At 60.0% G+C, this 16,887-nt stretch carries 19 protein-coding genes; 8 read left to right on the forward strand and 11 right to left on the reverse strand.

Features of this window, described 5'->3' with window-relative positions:
• Together E4Z66_RS14390 and E4Z66_RS14395 are read right to left on the reverse strand one after the other, a co-directional pair.
• Window positions 1–298 (reverse strand): GTP-binding protein (locus E4Z66_RS14390; protein WP_211097166.1); only part of this gene is annotated, 298 nt, incomplete at its 3' end.
• A gap of 104 nt (window positions 299–402) precedes the next feature.
• Window positions 403–981, reverse strand: a complete 579-nt coding sequence (locus E4Z66_RS14395) for a hypothetical protein (protein ID WP_136463753.1) — start codon at window positions 979–981, stop codon at window positions 403–405.
• Between the two features lie 115 nt (window positions 982–1,096).
• Between E4Z66_RS14395 and E4Z66_RS14400 the strand changes: the two genes are divergently transcribed.
• Window positions 1,097–2,452 (forward strand): cytochrome P450, encoded by a 1,356-nt coding sequence (locus E4Z66_RS14400; protein WP_136463754.1) that lies wholly within the window; start codon window positions 1,097–1,099, stop codon window positions 2,450–2,452.
• Between the two features lie 71 nt (window positions 2,453–2,523).
• Here E4Z66_RS14400 and E4Z66_RS14405 read toward each other — a convergent pair whose 3' ends face one another.
• Window positions 2,524–3,564 carry an aromatic ring-hydroxylating dioxygenase subunit alpha gene (locus E4Z66_RS14405; protein ID WP_136463755.1) on the reverse strand — a complete coding sequence of 347 codons (1,041 nt, stop codon included), beginning with the start codon at window positions 3,562–3,564 and terminating at the stop codon, window positions 2,524–2,526.
• A 96-nt stretch (window positions 3,565–3,660) separates the two neighbouring features.
• On the reverse strand, window positions 3,661–5,964 hold the full coding sequence (locus tag E4Z66_RS14410) for a DNA topoisomerase IV subunit A (protein ID WP_136463756.1): 2,304 nt from the start codon (window positions 5,962–5,964) through the stop codon (window positions 3,661–3,663).
• Between the two features lie 190 nt (window positions 5,965–6,154).
• Between E4Z66_RS14410 and E4Z66_RS14415 the strand changes: the two genes are divergently transcribed.
• The 6 genes from E4Z66_RS14415 (at window position 6,155) to E4Z66_RS14440 (ending at window position 10,320) form a co-directional block, all read left to right on the forward strand.
• Window positions 6,155–6,727 carry an SH3 domain-containing protein gene (locus E4Z66_RS14415; RefSeq protein WP_136463757.1) on the forward strand — a complete coding sequence of 191 codons (573 nt, stop codon included), beginning with the start codon at window positions 6,155–6,157 and terminating at the stop codon, window positions 6,725–6,727.
• Window positions 6,728–6,777: 50 nt separating this feature from the next.
• Window positions 6,778–7,608, forward strand: a complete 831-nt coding sequence (locus E4Z66_RS14420) for an SDR family NAD(P)-dependent oxidoreductase (RefSeq protein WP_136463758.1) — start codon at window positions 6,778–6,780, stop codon at window positions 7,606–7,608.
• 81 nt (window positions 7,609–7,689) lie between these two features.
• Window positions 7,690–7,896, forward strand: a complete 207-nt coding sequence (locus E4Z66_RS14425; protein WP_136463759.1) for a twin transmembrane helix small protein — start codon at window positions 7,690–7,692, stop codon at window positions 7,894–7,896.
• Window positions 7,896–8,468 (forward strand): cob(I)yrinic acid a,c-diamide adenosyltransferase, encoded by a 573-nt coding sequence (locus E4Z66_RS14430; protein ID WP_136463760.1) that lies wholly within the window; start codon window positions 7,896–7,898, stop codon window positions 8,466–8,468. Before E4Z66_RS14425 ends, E4Z66_RS14430 begins: the two co-directional genes overlap by 1 nt.
• 167 nt (window positions 8,469–8,635) lie before the next feature.
• Window positions 8,636–9,394: an electron transfer flavoprotein subunit beta/FixA family protein gene (locus E4Z66_RS14435; RefSeq protein WP_136463761.1), complete on the forward strand. Its 759-nt coding sequence runs from the start codon at window positions 8,636–8,638 to the stop codon at window positions 9,392–9,394.
• Window positions 9,394–10,320, forward strand: coding sequence for an electron transfer flavoprotein subunit alpha/FixB family protein (locus tag E4Z66_RS14440; protein ID WP_136463762.1), 927 nt, complete (start codon window positions 9,394–9,396; stop codon window positions 10,318–10,320). Before E4Z66_RS14435 ends, E4Z66_RS14440 begins: the two co-directional genes overlap by 1 nt.
• A gap of 50 nt (window positions 10,321–10,370) precedes the next feature.
• On the opposite strand, the gene E4Z66_RS14445 is transcribed toward E4Z66_RS14440, so the two are convergent.
• Window positions 10,371–11,204 (reverse strand): DUF6473 family protein, encoded by an 834-nt coding sequence (locus tag E4Z66_RS14445; protein WP_342773455.1) that lies wholly within the window; start codon window positions 11,202–11,204, stop codon window positions 10,371–10,373.
• Window positions 11,205–11,328: 124 nt separating this feature from the next.
• Here E4Z66_RS14445 and E4Z66_RS14450 point away from each other — a divergent pair, with 124 nt between their 5' ends.
• Entirely contained in the window at window positions 11,329–12,204 is an 876-nt protein-coding gene (locus tag E4Z66_RS14450; protein ID WP_136463764.1) for a 3-hydroxybutyryl-CoA dehydrogenase, read from the forward strand.
• Between the two features lie 6 nt (window positions 12,205–12,210).
• Here the strand turns inward: E4Z66_RS14450 and E4Z66_RS14455 are convergent, their stop codons facing one another.
• The 6 genes from E4Z66_RS14455 to E4Z66_RS14480 all read right to left on the reverse strand — a co-directional run bounded on the left by E4Z66_RS14455 (window position 12,211) and on the right by E4Z66_RS14480 (window position 16,871).
• Complete coding sequence (locus E4Z66_RS14455) at window positions 12,211–13,041, reverse strand: lysophospholipid acyltransferase family protein (RefSeq protein ID WP_246036054.1); 831 nt, start codon at window positions 13,039–13,041, stop codon at window positions 12,211–12,213.
• A 109-nt stretch (window positions 13,042–13,150) separates the two neighbouring features.
• Window positions 13,151–13,420 carry an HPr family phosphocarrier protein gene (locus E4Z66_RS14460; protein WP_136463766.1) on the reverse strand — a complete coding sequence of 90 codons (270 nt, stop codon included), beginning with the start codon at window positions 13,418–13,420 and terminating at the stop codon, window positions 13,151–13,153.
• A 25-nt stretch (window positions 13,421–13,445) separates the two neighbouring features.
• Complete coding sequence (locus E4Z66_RS14465; RefSeq protein WP_136463767.1) at window positions 13,446–13,841, reverse strand: PTS sugar transporter subunit IIA; 396 nt, start codon at window positions 13,839–13,841, stop codon at window positions 13,446–13,448.
• Window positions 13,838–14,722, reverse strand: coding sequence for an RNase adapter RapZ (gene rapZ, locus E4Z66_RS14470; RefSeq protein ID WP_136463768.1), 885 nt, complete (start codon window positions 14,720–14,722; stop codon window positions 13,838–13,840). The genes E4Z66_RS14465 and rapZ overlap by 4 nt, the downstream gene beginning before the upstream one ends.
• Window positions 14,723–14,726: 4 nt before the next feature.
• Window positions 14,727–15,179 carry an HPr kinase/phosphorylase gene (locus tag E4Z66_RS14475; protein ID WP_136463769.1) on the reverse strand — a complete coding sequence of 151 codons (453 nt, stop codon included), beginning with the start codon at window positions 15,177–15,179 and terminating at the stop codon, window positions 14,727–14,729.
• A gap of 15 nt (window positions 15,180–15,194) precedes the next feature.
• Entirely contained in the window at window positions 15,195–16,871 is a 1,677-nt protein-coding gene (locus E4Z66_RS14480) for a sensor histidine kinase (RefSeq protein WP_136464170.1), read from the reverse strand.
• Window positions 16,872–16,887: the final 16 nt, after the last annotated feature.

Genomic DNA, 16,887 nt, shown 5'->3' on the forward strand with positions numbered 1-16,887 from the left:
CCAGAATCGCGCCGTCCATCTGCGCCGCACCGGTGATCATGTTCTTCACGTAGTCCGCGTGACCGGGGCAGTCGACGTGCGCGTAGTGACGGTTCTCCGTCTCGTACTCAACGTGCGCCGTCGAAATCGTGATCCCGCGCGCTTTCTCTTCCGGCGCGCCGTCAATCTCGTCATACGCCTTGAAGTCGCCAAACTGCTTCGTGATCGCCGCCGTCAACGTCGTCTTGCCGTGGTCAACGTGACCAATCGTGCCGATGTTTACGTGCGGCTTCGTGCGTTCAAACTTTTCCTTTGCCATGTCGTTCAGGCGCCCTTTGATTATGGGGTCGTCGGTGACCCGGAGTTACTCCGCGCGGCACATATTGCGAAAGCCGGCGAAAATCAAGCGTCGAGTGTGTTCGACTATCGCGTTGTTTCTTCGATGATAGTCTCTTCGATTTCCGCGCCGAACCAACCTTCCTCTTTCATTTTCGTCTGAAGAAAGAGTTCGATCTGCTTTGCCGCGTTGATCGAGAGATTCTCAAGCTGTTGCTGGCGCGACTGCGTCAGGCCGGAGCTGATGATCGTTTCGCCCGACAGGCTTTCGAACACGGTGATCTGTTCGGGCTTTTCGTTCAGCTTGCGGTTCGCGGCGTCGTCCCAGACCGTCACGTTGATGATCATGATCGACTTGGGCGAATAGACCAGCGGCACACCGGGCGCTGCAAGCACATAGCCTTCGACGCTGACCCCGAAATGATAAAGCTTTTCACCCTCATAGCGGTCGAACCTGGCGGCGATCGCCTCGGTCAGGCTGCTGGTCAGCTCCTTCTCGCTGGCCTTGCGGCTGAGCGGTCCGCGCACGGCTTTGGGGGCCACGACCACATTGTGCCCCAGCTTGAAGTCGCCCAGCGGCACGGCGGGTTCGTCGAGATCGCGGCCGGACGGGCTGCACGCGGCCAGAGCCAGAGCGAAAATCGAAACAAGGGCGAAACGGAACATACGGTCATCCTGATCATGCGTCAGATGCCTAGCTACCGCAGGGCAGCACCCGGCGCAACGAATTGGCGATCCGGGCCGCAAGGTCTATATTCAAGTGTAGCAAGGGAGACCTACCATGAAAGATGCCCTGTCCAGCCGAGTACCCGCGCGCGTGCCGCTTGTGACGGAACCCTGGGGCATCCTCAAATCCTTGCGCGAGTCCCGCAAGAATGTGCTGAGCATCATTCCCGATATCGCGACGCGTCAGCCGATGGTGTCGGGCAAGACCGGCAAACGCTGGCATATGGTGATGGATCCCCAGGCGATCCGCGAGATGCTGCTGGACCGTCTGGACCAATATCCGAAATCACTGGTGACGAAGAACCTGTTGAAGCCTGCCATCGGCGAAAGCCTGTTCATCGCGGAAGGGGCGCATTGGCGTTGGCAGCGGCGCACGGCGGCCCCCGTCTTTACCCATCGAAACATGATGAATCTGGCCCCGATCATGACGCGCGCCGCGGAACGCGCGGCAGAGCGCATCGCAGCCGCAGGCCCTCGTGCCGTGAACATGCTGGACGAAATGGTGACCACGACATTCGACGTGATCGCGGATGTGACGTTCTCGGGCGGCGATACATTCGACCGTGACGGCGTACACCGGGCCATCGACGACTACATCGCGGAGGCCGGCAAGGTGTCTCTCTTCGATATTCTGGGCCTGCCCGACTGGGTGCCGCGTCCGGGCCGGATGATTGCCGGCAACGCCCTGAAGGAAATGAAAGCCGTCGCGGACAGGGCCATTGACGCCCGCCGCGATCGCGGCCCGGAGGGAGTGCCGGATCTGCTTGATCTGCTGTTGGCCGGGCAAGACCCGAAATCCGGGCGGCAGATGAACACGGGCGAATTGCGCGACAACCTGCTGACCTTCATCGTGGCGGGCCACGAGACCACCGCGCTGACACTGGCGTGGTCGCTCTATCTTGTGGCGTTCGACCAATCGGTGCAGGACCGCGCCCGCGCCGAGGCAGCATCCGTTTTGCAAGGCCGCGCCGCCACTGCGGAGGATGTCGAACACCTGCCCTATATCCGGAAGATCATTGATGAGGCGCTGCGGCTTTATCCCCCCGCCGGGATGGTATCGCGCGCTGCGACCCATCACGACAGGCTGTGCGACCGCGACATTCACCCCGGCGATACGGTCATCATCCCGATCTATGCCCTGCATCGCAGCCATGTTCTTTGGGACGATCCCGACGCCTTCCGGCCTGAACGGTTCGATCAGAAACCGGACCGCTATGCCTATCTGCCATTCGGAGATGGACCGCGTATCTGCATCGGCGCATCCTTCGCGCTGCAAGAGGCTGTGATCATCCTCGCTACGCTCCTGTCGCGCTTCCGCTTCAAGCCCGTACCAGGCCACGACCCGGAGCCCGTCATGATCCTGACCCTGCGCCCCAAGGGCGGCGTCTGGCTGGAGGCCGACGCGGCCTGAGCCAAGGTCAGCAACGCGGACCAAGCAGTCGTCGATTCCTCTGTTCCAAATGGCTGCTTTGCGACTTCGGACTACTCGGCCATCTGTTGATCAACTTCCCGCTCTTCATTGATCATTGCTTGCAGTTGCCGCCTGAACCGGAGTTGGCCCCCGTCGATAGGTAAATCGATATGTGGTGAGGTTTTACTGCTCATACCCTTTTGCACCTCATTCAAGACAGCTCGGTCTTCCTCAAAAGCATGCTGGACGTCATCGCTCATCATTTGACTAAGAGCTTCATCTTCGGGTCTAATATTGCGCAATTGGAACCAATAGTAGCGCGTCTGACTTTCGGTCGTCGGAGTCATGAAGTTGTAGCTGTCCATGATGAACGTGTTCTCATGCAAAGGGCCATCACTGCCGCCTGTTCCCGCCGGTGTGAAAACGGCCTTGATCAAAGCATGAGATGGATAGCGCACTTCATAGTGCTGAAGCCTGTCGCAATTGCCTTCGAACTCAACGATCTTCTTGTAAAATGGCGCGGGTTCGTGATCCATCATCCAACGATGCACAATCACCCCATCGTTGGTCTTTGTTATCCTCAGCGGCGTGTCCTTTGTCGCATCGGTAGCAAAGCTGCTTTGGTGCACCCAAGCGACATGGGTTGGGTCCAATAAGTTGTCGCACATCAGCAGGTAGTTGCAGTCCAGTTCCATTGCGGCACCACGGTTAATGCCCCATTCAGGATTGTCATAATTCTCGATCTCGAAGATTTCGGACGCGTCTGCAAGAGCCGGATTGCCCATCCAAATCCATACGAGTCCGTACTTTTCATGTAGGGGATAGGCGTGCACCTTAGCGTTGGACGGAATACCACTAGACCCTGGTGCCCATACGCATTGGCCAACACAATTGAAGGTCAATCCGTGGTAGCCGCATTCCACTGTATCGCCTTTGACCCGACCTTTGGACAGGGGAAGCTTGCGGTGCGGACATGCGTCTTCTAACGCGATCAATTCGCCAGCCTCCGAGCGGAACACGCAGATTTTCTCGCCCAAAACCATGATTTGCTGCAACTCGCGCGTGATCTCGTGATCCCATGCAGCGACGTACCAAGCATTTTTCAAGAACATGTTCAGAGGAATCCGGTTTGTTATCTATGTGTCGCATAAGACAATAGTTGCAACGCATAGCGGATGTAAGAAGGGCTCGTTGCCGACCTTGGCGTCTTAGGTGAATTTATTGTCACGCGGGAAGCCGCGCGGCGCCATTCGTCCAGCGCTGGCCCGTTTACCGCGCCATTCGTCAAGCTGCGTCTCGGTCCGGGTACGACCCGCCGGATCAAGCCAGGTCAGCCCCTGCGCAAGCTCAAAGGTGGTGACATCGCTCATGCCGCCATCCTTGTACTTCTGCAGTCGCACCCCCTTGCCGCGTCCCATTTCGGGCAGCTCATCAAGGCCAAAGACCAGCACTTTGCGGTTCTCGCCCACCACCGCGATGGTATCGCCCGTAATTGGTTTGCAGACCTGCGCGCGCACGTCGCCGCGCACATTCAAAACCTGCCGGCCGGACCGTGTCTGCGCGACCACTTCATCCTCGGGCACCACGAAACCGTCCCCCGCGCTGGAGGCAACAAGCAGCTTGCGTCCGGGCACATGCGCAAAAATGTCGATGATCTCGACCTCGTTCGGCAAATCCACCATCAGGCGCAAAGGCTCCCCCATGCCGCGACCACCGGGCAGATTGGACGCGCTCACCGTATAGAACCGCCCGTTGGAGCCGAAGATCAGCAGGCGATCCGTCGTCTCTGCGTGGAAGATAAAGCGCGGCCCGTCGCCATCCTTGAACTTCAATTCGCGCGTCAGATCGATATGCCCGGTCATCGCGCGCACCCAGCCCATCTGGGAACACACCACGGTGATCGGCTCGCGTTCGATCATCGCTTCGATCGGAACGTCCTCGACCTCCCCGGCTTCGGCAAAGGTGGTGCGCCGTGCGCCGCCTTCGTATTCCTTGCCAAAGCGCTTCTTCACGTCCTTGAGTTCGTCAGAGATTTGCCCCCATTGCAGGGCCTCGCTGTCCAGCAGGTCTTCCAGGCCCGCGCGCTCTGCCATCAGGGCTTCGCGTTCGCGGATCAGCTCCATCTCTTCCAGTCGCCGCAAGGACCGCAGGCGCATGTTCAGGATCGCATCGACCTGCACTTCGGACAATTCGCCCTCGCCCGGTGCGGGGGAGACATAATCCGCCTCCGACGCTGCGCGCACATGGTCGAGGCTCCAATCCTCGCGCATCAGGGCAGCGCGCGGATCGTCATCGTAACGGATGATGTCGATCAGGCGGTCAAGATTGAGGAAGGCAACGATAAAGCCTTCCAACACTTCCAGCCTGTGGTCGATCTTTTCCATCCGGTGCTCGGACCGCCGGACGAGAACCTCGCGCCGAAAGTCGAGGAACGCGCGCAGCACTTCCTTCATCGAACAGACCTTGGGTGTCACCCCATCGATCAGGACGTTCATGTTGAGGCTGAACCGCACTTCCAGATCGGAACTGCGGTAGAGCATCCCCATCAGCACCTCCGGGTCCACATTCTTGGACCGCGGTTCGAGAATCAGACGAATATCGTCAGCAGACTCATCGCGCACATCGGCAAGAATCGGGATTTTCTTGGTCTGGATCAGCTCCGCCAGCTTTTCGATCAGTTTGGATTTCTGAACCTGATAGGGAATTTCGGTGACGACGATCTGCCATTGGCCGCGGCCCAGATCCTCTACCTCGTAGCGGCAGCGCAGGCGGAAGCCGCCTTTGCCGGTGCGATAGGCCTGCGCGATGTTCTCGCGCGGCTCGACAATGACGCCGCCAGTGGGGAAATCGGGGCCCGGCACGTATTGCAGCAGCGTATCGTCGCGCGCATCGGGGGTGCGGATCAGGTGCTGACAGGCATCGACCAGTTCCGCGATGTTATGCGGCGGGATGTTCGTCGCCATGCCCACCGCGATCCCGCTGGATCCGTTGGCAAGAAGGTTGGGGAACTGCGCTGGCAGCACCACCGGTTCAGTCAGCGTGCCGTCATAATTGTCCCGGAAATCAACGGCGTTTTCGGCAAGCCCGTCCAGCAATGCCTCTGCCACGATGGTTAGGCGCGCTTCGGTATAGCGCGAGGCGGCAGGGTTATCGCCGTCGATATTACCGAAATTGCCCTGCCCGTCGACAAGCGGGTAGCGCACGTTGAAGTCCTGCGCCAAGCGCGCCATCGCGTCATAGATCGCGGCATCGCCATGGGGGTGATAGTTACCCATCACGTCGCCGGAAATCTTGGCCGACTTACGGAACCCGCCGGACGAGGTCAGGCGCAATTCGCGCATGGCGTAAAGGATTCGCCGGTGTACCGGTTTCAGACCGTCGCGCGCATCGGGCAAGGCACGGTGCATAATCGTGCTGAGCGCATAGGTCAGATAACGATCGCCCAGCGCGCGCCGCAAAGGTTCGCTGAGATCGGGTTGGCGAATGTCGGGATCATCAACAGTGTCGGACATGAATGCTGTGTAAACGCGGGGCGAATCCGCATCAAGCCAGCATCTGTGCATCTGGGGCAAAATCGCCACTCTGGGGAAAAGGTATGGAATTTCCCACTGAGGGACTCCCAAGAATCACACTAATGTGACAGCGAAGGATTTCTGCTGCCAAATGTGGTACAATGAGTGTGAGGACTGGGGGTTTCGGTCAATGGTACGTTTTATTTTGCTGTCTTTTGCCTTTCTTGGATGGGCTTTCTACGAAATGTCTGGCGGGGCGGAGTTTGAGCCGCGCAGCGCCCGCATGGGTGCCGATGCGCCTGTTGCCCTGATGGCGGCCCATCGCGGCGGCGACGGTCAGGCCGTGCCGCTTCAAGAGTCGGTCGAGGTAACGCGCGTTTCGCTGAACCTGACATCTGTGGATGACGTGATGTCCGGCAAAACCCGCAAGGCCAAGCCGACCCCGGTCGAAGCCATCGCGGCGGCGGCCGAAGCGAAGGACGAGCTTCCCCGCATCGTGATCCCGAGCCTTGTCGAAAAGACCCGCGCTGCATCGGCGGCAACGATCACGGCAGCGGCTCAATCCGCCGATATTCGCAACATCACCGGCAACCGCGTGAACGTGCGTGGCGGTCCGGGCACCGATTTCGGCGTAGTCACCAAAATGGTGCGCGGCGATGAGGTCGAAGTGCTGGAAGACAACGGCTCCGGCTGGATTCGCATGCGTTCGATCGACACCGGGTCTGTCGGATGGGTCGCGGACTTTCTTCTGAGCGAAGGCTGACCGGACGCGCGGTCCGCAAGCCCTATCCCACCTGAAAAGGCGACCCCTACATGGCGCGGCCGACGATTCTCATTACCGGATGTTCCTCTGGCATTGGATTGGACGCTGCCCATAGCCTGCGCCGCGCGGGCTGGCGCGTTTTTGCGTCCTGCCGCCGGCAAGAAGATTGCGACCGTCTGCGCGTTCAGGGCTTTGATAGCCCGCGCATCGACTATGCGGACCGGGACAGCATCCATAGCGGCCTCGCCCAGGTTCTGGCTGAAACCGGCGGCACGCTGGATGCGCTGTTCAACAACGGCGCCTTCGCCAGCCCCGGCGCGGTCGAAGACCTGCCTACCGATGCGCTGCGCGAGATCTTTGAGACGAATTTCTTCGGATGGCATGAACTGACACGCGCCGTGATCCCGGTGATGCGGGCGCAAGGCCATGGACGCATCGTGCAATGTTCCAGTGTCCTTGGCTTCGTCAGCCTGCCCTGGCGCGGGGCCTATTCCTCGACGAAATTCGCGTTGGAAGCCCTGACCGACACGCTGCGCATCGAAATGCGGGACACGCCGATCCACGTTGTTCTGATCGAACCGGGTCCGATCACCACGAAGTTCCGCGAGAACGCGATCCCTCAATTCGAACGCTGGGTCGATTGGCAGAACTCGCCGCGCCGCGCCCAGTACGAGGGCAGCCTGCTGAAACGGCTGTATGAAAACCGGGGGAAGGACCGCTTTGAACTGCCGCCTTCCGCCGTTACCGACAAGCTGCTGCATGCGCTGACAGCCCGTCGCCCTCGCCCCCGTTACTACGTCACGACACCGACTTACCTGATGGCCGCGCTGCGCCGAATTTTGCCGACCCGCGCGCTGGATTGGATTTCCGCGCGCGGCTGATGCGGCCCTGCGGCGATATTTAGCGTTCGCTTTTGCCGCCGCGCCCGCTAAGTCTTGGCGTCGAACGGCAAGGAGCGCGCCATGACCCAAGACATCCTTTTCTACGTCATCCTTGCGGTGTGCTTTGGAGTGGTGGTGATCCTCGCCCTCGGCCTTGGCAGTTTTGCCAAAGGCGGCAAGGACAGCGCCAAATTTTCCAACAAGATGATGCGCTACCGGATTATCGCGCAGGCCGTGGCGGTTCTGCTGATCGTCATCCTGGTGGCGCTGCGCGGGACGGGGAACTGATGATCGTACTCAACAAGATCTATACCAAGACCGGGGATGCCGGTGAAACGGCGCTTGGCAATGGCGCGCGGGTGGCCAAACACTCCATGCGGGTTGCGGCCTATGGCACGTCGGACGAACTGAATTCCTTCGTCGGGGTCGCGCGTCTGCACGCCGATGGCGAGATCGACGCGGCCCTCAACCGTATTCAAAACGACCTGTTCGATCTTGGCGCGGATCTGTGCCGCCCGGACATGGAACAGGATGCCGAGGCCGAGTATCCGCCGCTGCGCATGATCGACGCGCAGGTGGAACGGCTCGAAGCGGAAATCGACCGCATGAACAGCGCGCTGGAGCCGCTGCGCAGCTTCATCCTGCCCGGTGGCTCGGTTCTGTCCGCGCAACTGCATGTGTGCCGGACAGTCTCGCGCCGCGCCGAACGCATGGCCGTCGAACTGGCCACGATGGAGGCCGTGAACCCCGCAGCGGTCAAATACCTCAACCGCCTTAGCGATTGGTTTTTCGTGGCCGCACGGGTCGCAAATAACGGCGGCAAGGATGACGTCCTGTGGGTTCCGGGCGCCAACCGATAACCAATTTTGAGGCCTGACGCGGGGGAACTCAGCGCAAACGTGGCGTCCTTTGACGATAGCGCGACGATTTTGCGCTGTTTTAGGCCAATCGTCTTCGCTAAACCTCGCTGGAACAAAACTGGCCGCCCGAAACGGGTGAGTCGAATTGACCGAGGAGAGGATCGCTCATGAAGGTGTTGGTACCTGTCAAGCGCGTGATCGACTACAACGTGAAGGTTCGTGTAAAAGCGGATGGTTCCGGTGTTGATCTCGCCAACGTGAAAATGTCGATGAACCCGTTCGACGAAATCGCCGTCGAACAGGCCATTCGCCTGAAGGAAACCGGTCAGGCCGAAGAAGTCGTCGCCGTCTCCATCGGTGTGAAACAAGCGCAGGAAACGCTGCGGACGGCTCTGGCAATGGGTGCGGATCGTGCGATCCTCGTCGTGGCTGCCGATGACGTGCATACCGATATCGAACCGCTGTCCGTCGCCAAGATCCTGGCGAAGATCGTCGAAGAAGAGCAGCCCGGCCTTGTGCTGTGCGGCAAACAGGCGATCGACAATGACATGAACGCCACTGGCCAGATGCTGTCGGCGCTGCTGGGCTGGAGCCAGGCAACCTTCGCCTCTGAGGTCGAAGTTGCGGGCGACAAAGCCAAGGTCACGCGCGAAGTCGATGGTGGTCTGCAAACCATCGAAGTCACCATGCCGACGATCATCACCGTCGACCTGCGCCTGAACGAGCCGCGCTATGCGTCGCTGCCGAACATCATGAAGGCGAAGAAAAAGCCGCTGGACGAGAAAACCGCCGCCGATTACGGCGTCGACGTTTCCCCGCGCCTGTCGGTCGTGAAAACGGAAGAGCCCGCGGCCCGCGCTGCCGGCATCAAGGTGGGTTCGGTTGACGAACTCGTGGCGAAACTCAAGGAAGCGGGGGCTGTATAATGGCTGTTCTTCTTCTTGCAGAAGTAAACGACGGCGAGCTGTCGATGGACGCAACCGCCAAGGCGGTCAGCGCGGCCAAGAAACTGGGCGACGTGACCGTTCTGTGCGCGGGCGGCTCTGCCGCTGCTGCGGGTGAAACCGCCGCGACGATCGATGGCGTGTCCAAGGTTCTGGTGGCAGAAGACGCCACGCTGGGCCACCGCCTTGCGGAATCCACCGCTGCGCTGATCGTGTCGCTCGCCGGTGATTACGAGCACATCGTTGCCCCGGCGACCACCGACGCCAAGAACGTGATGCCCCGTGTTGCAGCCCTGCTGGACGTCATGGTCATCTCTGACGCGTCCGGCGTCGTCGATGGCGACACGTTCGAACGTCCGATCTATGCCGGCAACGCTGTGCAAACGGTCAAATCTGCCGACGCGAAGAAAGTCATCACCTTCCGGACATCGACATTCGATGCGGCGGGCACTGGCGGCTCTGCGTCTGTTGAAACCGTGTCGGCGGCTGCCGATCCGGGCCTGTCCACATGGGTGGAAGACAAGGTTGCAGAAAGCGATCGCCCCGAACTGACATCGGCAGGCATCGTTGTTTCCGGCGGTCGCGGTGTTGGCTCCGAAGAGGACTTCGCCCTGATCGAGAAACTGGCAGACAAGCTGGGCGCCGCCGTGGGCGCGTCGCGCGCTGCGGTCGATTCCGGCTATGCGCCGAACGACTGGCAGGTTGGCCAGACCGGTAAGGTCGTCGCACCGGACCTGTATGTTGCTGTCGGGATTTCCGGGGCCATCCAACACCTTGCTGGTATGAAAGACTCCAAGATCATCGTGGCGATCAACAAGGACGAAGAAGCGCCGATCTTCCAAGTGGCTGATTACGGCCTCGTGGCGGACCTGTTCGACGCCGTCCCGGAGCTGACCGAAAAGCTCTGACCTGCACCGTCAGTCAAGAATTTGATCAGGCCCGCCACGTGCGGGCCTTTTCAATGGACCATCCGCTTCAGGACGGGCCCAAGAGTCTGGGAAATCTCGCGATGCGCTTTGAGCCCCAGCATTTCCTGCGCGGCGGGGGCATCCATCTGCGAATAGATCATGCCGTTCAAAGGGTTCTCCAGCGCCTCTGGCGATAGCTTCACCTCGACATATTCGGTGGCATGGGGGCGCACGAGTTCCAGCATCTCGCCCGTGACATGCATGGGCTCTACATCTATGCGGTCCAGATCGTTGGGCGCGCGCGCGGAAATCCACGTCAGAACCACCTTGCCGGAGATCCGTTCCATCAAGGTCCGCATACGGGCAATCCAGGCCTGCCGCAGTTCCTGTTCGACCAGCCAGAAGCGTTCTTCCGACATCTGTTTCAGCGCGCCCAGCATATGTTTGTTGAAGTGAAACTTGGCAAAGTCAACATCCGGATAGATGGCCTGCAGCATCTTGGTCGCCGATACGAACCGATCATTGCGGCGTGGATGCACGGTGTAGAAGCGGTTGGACAGGTTCTGGGCGCATGGCACCTGCAGCACGGTCAAACGCGCCTTTGCGGTGGCATCCGGCACGAAGGGATCGTGCAGGAACACATCGACCCCGGCATTGAGACACCCGAAATTCGCGCAGGTCATGGAAAGGTCTTCTTCCAGCATCGCCACGAACGGAGTTTCAATGAATTTGCCGTATGTCTCGTTCGCGCCAAGGAAAGCAATATAGGGTTCCGACAAGTCCCGCCGCGGTCCCCGAAAGAGTAACTTTGAGTTGCCGTATCTGCACGGCAAATAGTCGAGCGCCTGAGCGCCCATTGCATCTAAGGTCATAACACCCACCATTTTTACCCACAGGGATTTATGGGAAGCGGAGGTTGATATTTCGCTAATCTCGAACCTGCCGCATCCTCGCTTGCAGACCGCCTCTCGCGCCGCATATGGTGCGCAGGAACAGAAGGAGATCCGCATGGCTATCAAGAGCGTTGGCGTTATCGGGGCAGGCCAGATGGGCAACGGGATTGCTCATGTCATGGCGCTCGCGGGTTATGATGTTGTTCTTAATGACATATCCGAAGATGCGTTGGCTGCTGCGATTGCAAAGATCGACAAGAACCTCGCCCGGCAAGCCTCGCGCGAGGTGATTACCGAAGAGCAGAAAGCCGACACATTAAAGCGAATTCGCACCACTACGCGCCTCGCCGATGCGGGGGCGGTCGATCTTGTCATCGAATCTGCGACCGAACGCGAAACCGTCAAACAGGCGATCTTTGAAGATCTGCTACCGCATGTGCAGCCGCATACGATTTTGACGTCCAACACCTCGTCGATCTCGATCACCCGCCTCGCATCGCGGACAGACCGGCCAGAGAAGTTCATGGGCTTTCACTTCATGAATCCTGTGCCGGTGATGCAGCTGGTCGAGTTGATCCGGGGCATCGCAACGGATCAGGAAACCTTTGATTCCTGCAAAGAGGTGGTCGCCAAGCTGGGCAAAACCGCCGCCACCGCCGAGGATTTTCCCGCCTTTATCGTGAACCGCATCCTGATGCCGATGATCAACGAAGCGGTCTATACGCTTTATGAAGGCGTCGGGAATGTGGAAAGCATCGACAGTTCCATGAAGCTGGGGGCCAATCACCCGATGGGGCCGCTGGAACTGGCCGACTTCATCGGTCTGGACACCTGCCTTGCGATCATGAACGTGCTGCATGACGGGTTGGCGGACACCAAGTATCGCCCCTGCCCGCTGCTGACGAAATATGTCGAGGCCGGATGGCTGGGCCGTAAGAGCCAGCGCGGATTTTACGATTATCGCGGGGACACGCCGGTCCCGACGCGCTGAGGCGTCTTAGTCCTTCAGCGCCAATGTGTGATCGCGCAGCCATGCCATGAAGCCGCGTGGATCGTCGCTGAAGCTTTGAACGGTTTCATCCGGGATGGGATGCCCGACAATCGGCGCTTGCGGCTTGTTCAGCGAATAGACGATCTCGTGCAGCAACAGGCCTTGGCGCAGGATCGGCGACACTTTGTTCGCGATCTGATAGGCGCGGCTGTTTTGACCGGGGAACCGCATCGGCACGACGGTGGCACCGGATTTGCGGATCATCTTTGCGGTGAACACGTTCCATTCGCGCTCAATCGCCGGGCCGAACCAGGTGTCCGACGAAGCAACCACGCCTGACGGAAACAGCGCGACGACACCGCCCTCGCCCAGATGTTTCATCGCCTTGGCGCGCATTTCGACACCCTTGCGCTGCGCGTCCTTGTCATGGGGAAAGGGCACCGGGATCATGTAGCTGCCAGCCACATCGTCGATCGCGGTCAACAACGACCGGGTGAGAATGCGGTAATCGGAGCGGACACGCCCGATCAGGTCTGCAAAGATCATGCCGTCGACCATCCCATGCGGGTGGTTGGCAACAACGATCACCGGACCTTCTTTGGGAATGCGGTCAAGCTGCGCTTGCGGAGTCTCAAGATCGATCCCCATGACATCGAGACAGGCGCGCCAGAACGCTTGGCCTTGCGGTGCGCCGCGCTTCTCGAACTTTCGGATCAGCCGCAGAATCGTGAGTTTTCCGGTGAACGCCTCAATCGCGCTGATCGCTGCGGATTTCCACGGATCATCAAACGTAGAGGCATATGACAGGCTGCGCCGGTCATATTTCGTGAATACCAGATTGCCATCGGAATTGACGCCGCTGTTGCGCGTACCGCCAACGCCTAGTCGGTTTTGTGTACTATCCACCAAGCTTGCCGCCTTTTTCTTTCCGTAGAGGCCGCTGGCCTCAGGCGTCTTCGCCGAATTTGTCCGCAACCAGCAGTTCCAACGCAGTTGCCAAAGCGTCAGCATCCGGTCCGGATGTTTCGACGTCAATACTGCTTCCCTTGGACGCTGCCAACATCAACAAGCCCATAATACTGTCTCCTGATGCACTTACGCCATCTTTACTGATCTCGGCGCTGGCATCAAAGCCTTCGACGACCTCTACGAGTTTCGCGGAAGCGCGGGCATGCAGTCCCTTTTCATTGATGATCTGGAGCGTGATCGTCGTCATTCGTCCTCGCCGGCGTTGCTTATCATTATGTCTCGGAGCTGATGTTCTGCGCGTCGATATACTTCTTGCCTGCTTCCATCGCAGCCCGCACCGCGTCCGCGACGCTGCTGTCACGCGATTTCGCCAGCTTGATGAGCATGGGCAGATTGGCACCGTACAGGATGCGCCGCCCCGCAGGTTGGCAGGCGAGCAAGCTCAGATTGGAAGGGGATCCACCGAACAGATCGGTCACGACCACGACACCATCACCGACATCAACCGCATCCGCAGCGTCGCAGATTTCCACCTGCTTGGCTTGGCGGTCATGGTTCGGTTCGATTCCGATCGCACGGATTCCGTCCTGAGACCCAACCACGTGTTCAATCGCTGCCAGATACTCTTTGGCCAGTTGGCCATGGGCAACAATCACGATTCCAATCACTTCGGTGCCTCTTCGCCGGGCCGGCGGTCCAGTTCGCGGTGCCTTGTTGACACTTGCCAGCCGGCCTCTGCAAGAGCGGTCGAAACCTTTTCAGCCAGCGTGACGGAGCGATGTTTACCGCCCGTGCACCCGAATGCAATGGACAGATAGCTTTTTCCTTCCTCCTGTGCTGCCGGAAGCTGGAATAGAATAAGGTCCAGGACTTTGGCCTCGAACGCTGCAAAGCGGTCATCCTGCGCCACATAGTCCTGCACACGCGGACTGCGCCCATCAAGGGGGCGCAGCGCGGGCACCCAATGGGGGTTTTGCAGAAACCGGCAGTCAAAGACGATATCAGCGCTGCGCGGAACGCCACGCCGATAGCTGAAGGATTGCACCTGCACGGCGATCCGCGAGGCCGCGATACCACCGAAAACATTGCTTATTTCCGCGCGCAACTCGTGCGGGTTCAGTTCCGTCGTGTCGATCAGCACATCCGCGCGGCTGGCGATGGGCCGCAGGAGCTCTGTCTCCATCGCGATGCCGTCCGCCAGCGTCGGTGCATCAAGGATCGGGTGCCGCCGCTTGGTAGAAGAGTAACGCCGCAGGATTTCCTCTGGCTGGCAGGCGAGATACAGCACTTGCAGGTCCATATCTGGCCGCTGCGAGACCTCGTCCACCAATTCCAGAAAGCCTTGCGGCGAAAAATCCCGGTTTCGCATATCAAGAACAAGTGAAACGGGGCGGTCTGGGCCGGGATGATCCAGCAGCGGTTGCACCAACCGAATCGGAAGGTTGTCGATCGCCTCGAATCCCAAATCTTCGAGAGCGGCTGTCGCCGTCGACAATCCTGCGCCCGACGGGCCAGTCACAAGTACCAGTCTGCGCGGAGTGTCCGCCAAGCCGTCACCTTTCGGGCTGTCTGAAATATTGCAGGACCATGGCAGGAAATGCCGGATTGTCCACCTTGTTGAGAACACGAATTCGCGTCGACGCCAGTTGCAGATACTGCGGCTCTGGCAGACGCGCTGTCTCTCCCGTGCCCATATCGACGATCAGCGAAAGCGGCGCGGCATCCGTCCAATCGGCGCGCAAGATGCCAAGACCGCGCGCTTCGATGCCACAATCGTCCGGGGCGGTTTCGGGGCGTTTCAGCATGATCCCCCCGCCCTGCGCATCCAGTGTCACAAGATCGTCGCTGATCAGTGCGGCCCCGAACGCCATCATCTGCAATGCGAAGGACGACTTCCCCGATCCGGCGGGCCCGTGCAGCAACAAGCCCTGCCCGCCGACGGAAACCGCGCTGGCGTGGATCGTGACAGGAAGCGATTGCGGCGGCCAGTTTCTGTGCGCCGTCATCGCCGCGACCTGACCTTAGACTGGCAGGCCGACGACGAAACGCGCGCCCAGCGGCTCTGATGTGATGTCGGCATCGGTGGGGCGGATGTTCTCGGCCCAGATCACGCCGCCATGCGCTTCGACAATCTGCTTGGAGATCGCCAGCCCGAGGCCGGAGTTGTTGCCGAAATGCTCTTCCGGGCGCTGGGAATAGAAGCGTTTGAAAATCTTGCCAAGCGCTTGTTCGGGAATGCCGGGACCGGTGTCTTCGACCACGACCAGCACCCGGTTTTGACGCTTGCGCGCCCAAACGCGGATCGCATCGCCATCTTCGCAGAAGGAAATCGCATTGGTAATCAGGTTGACGAAGACCTGCGCCAGACGCGCTTCCAGCCCATGCACTTCGATCGGCCCGCTGGGCAGATCCAGAATGAATTCCACCCCTTTGCTGCGCGCGTCCTCGCCAAGATACTGGCCCAGATTGCCGATCATCTTGAGCAGATCGAAGGGTTCCTGTTCTTCTTTGACCAACTCCGAATCCAGACGCGAGGCGTTAGAGATGTCGCTGACCAACCGGTCGAGGCGCCGGACGTCGTGGTCGATCACATCCAGCAGCTTCTCGCGCTGATCGTCGCGCTTGACCATCCGCAGCGTGCCCACGGCAGACCGCAGCGAGGCAAGCGGGTTCTTGATCTCATGCGACACGTCGGCGGCGAATTGTTCGTTACCCTCGATCCGGGAATAGAGCGCGGCGACCATATTGCGCAGCGCGCCGGAAAGGCGGCCAATTTCATCGGGCCGGGCGGTCAGGTCCGGAATGCGCACACGCCCCGGATTGACAGACCGCGAATTGCGGTCGCGGCCCAGTTCCGCCGCGGCGGACAGATCAGCGATCGGATTGGCGATGGTGGAGGCAAGCACAAGACTGAGCCCGATCGACACAAGCGTCGCGATGACGAACATCTGCAAAACCCGCTCCCGCTCTGCCCGCGCGAGGCGGTCGATTTCCCCCGCCGCGCTGGTCAATGCGACCATTCCGACAGGAACACCGTTCTGTTCGATCAGCGTCCCGGCAGAGAACAGCGTGCCGGTTTCGGACCGTGTCTGGATGTTGAACCCGCGCCCCGTTTCAGTGGAGCGTTTGACCAATGCGCGCATACGTTCTTCGATCGGGGCCTGCGGCGCCGGGGCGCTGGTGAAAGGGGCGGCCATGACCTCCCACACCCGCGACAGGCCATCGGTCAAAAAGGTGCGGTCCGCGAAATCCCCGCGCGCATCTTCGCTTTGCGGGCGCGGCGCGCCTTTGGCCTTGGCGATCAACGTGCCGTTGGTATCGAAAACGAAGGCTTCCGCGCTGGACCGCAACTCGAGCCGCGACAGCGTTTCCGCAACATTCACCGGGGCGCCGCTGGCAAGGTTCACTGGCCCGCTCTCGGGCAGCTGCACCTCGATGACGCCGGCGATCAGCTCCACCTCTGTCACGATGGCGGACGCACGTTGCGCCGCGAGCGAGTCCTGCGCGGTATTGGAATAAAGAATACCCGCAACCAGAACCGCCAAAGCAATCAGGTTGAAGGTGATAATTTTGCGCGCCAACGGAGAAGAGCGCAGCGCGAGGATACCGCGCCGGCGTCGCTGGTCGTGCATTTCGGTAGGCGCGCTGCTTTTCGGGGCGACCCAATCGTCACCCAGAATCACATCGCCCTCACGCATAGGAGGATCGACGTCC

This window comes from Aliishimia ponticola, assembly GCF_004803475.1.
Taxonomy (GTDB): domain Bacteria; phylum Pseudomonadota; class Alphaproteobacteria; order Rhodobacterales; family Rhodobacteraceae; genus Aliishimia; species Aliishimia ponticola.

Coding starts and splice junctions, on each gene's coding strand:
- E4Z66_RS14415 (WP_136463757.1), top strand. CDS start 6,155: ATGGTACGTTTTATTTTGCTGTCTTTTGCCTTTCTTGGATGGGCTTTC.
- E4Z66_RS14410 (WP_136463756.1), bottom strand. CDS start 5,964: ATGTCCGACACTGTTGATGATCCCGACATTCGCCAACCCGATCTCAGC.
- E4Z66_RS14460 (WP_136463766.1), bottom strand. CDS start 13,420: ATGACGACGATCACGCTCCAGATCATCAATGAAAAGGGACTGCATGCC.
- E4Z66_RS14405 (WP_136463755.1), bottom strand. CDS start 3,564: ATGTTCTTGAAAAATGCTTGGTACGTCGCTGCATGGGATCACGAGATC.
- E4Z66_RS14420 (WP_136463758.1), top strand. CDS start 6,778: ATGGCGCGGCCGACGATTCTCATTACCGGATGTTCCTCTGGCATTGGA.
- E4Z66_RS14435 (WP_136463761.1), top strand. CDS start 8,636: ATGAAGGTGTTGGTACCTGTCAAGCGCGTGATCGACTACAACGTGAAG.
- E4Z66_RS14395 (WP_136463753.1), bottom strand. CDS start 981: ATGTTCCGTTTCGCCCTTGTTTCGATTTTCGCTCTGGCTCTGGCCGCG.
- E4Z66_RS14475 (WP_136463769.1), bottom strand. CDS start 15,179: ATGACGGCGCACAGAAACTGGCCGCCGCAATCGCTTCCTGTCACGATC.
- E4Z66_RS14430 (WP_136463760.1), top strand. CDS start 7,896: ATGATCGTACTCAACAAGATCTATACCAAGACCGGGGATGCCGGTGAA.
- E4Z66_RS14445 (WP_342773455.1), bottom strand. CDS start 11,204: ATGGTGGGTGTTATGACCTTAGATGCAATGGGCGCTCAGGCGCTCGAC.
- E4Z66_RS14480 (WP_136464170.1), bottom strand. CDS start 16,871: ATGCGTGAGGGCGATGTGATTCTGGGTGACGATTGGGTCGCCCCGAAA.
- E4Z66_RS14440 (WP_136463762.1), top strand. CDS start 9,394: ATGGCTGTTCTTCTTCTTGCAGAAGTAAACGACGGCGAGCTGTCGATG.
- E4Z66_RS14400 (WP_136463754.1), top strand. CDS start 1,097: ATGAAAGATGCCCTGTCCAGCCGAGTACCCGCGCGCGTGCCGCTTGTG.
- E4Z66_RS14425 (WP_136463759.1), top strand. CDS start 7,690: ATGACCCAAGACATCCTTTTCTACGTCATCCTTGCGGTGTGCTTTGGA.
- E4Z66_RS14450 (WP_136463764.1), top strand. CDS start 11,329: ATGGCTATCAAGAGCGTTGGCGTTATCGGGGCAGGCCAGATGGGCAAC.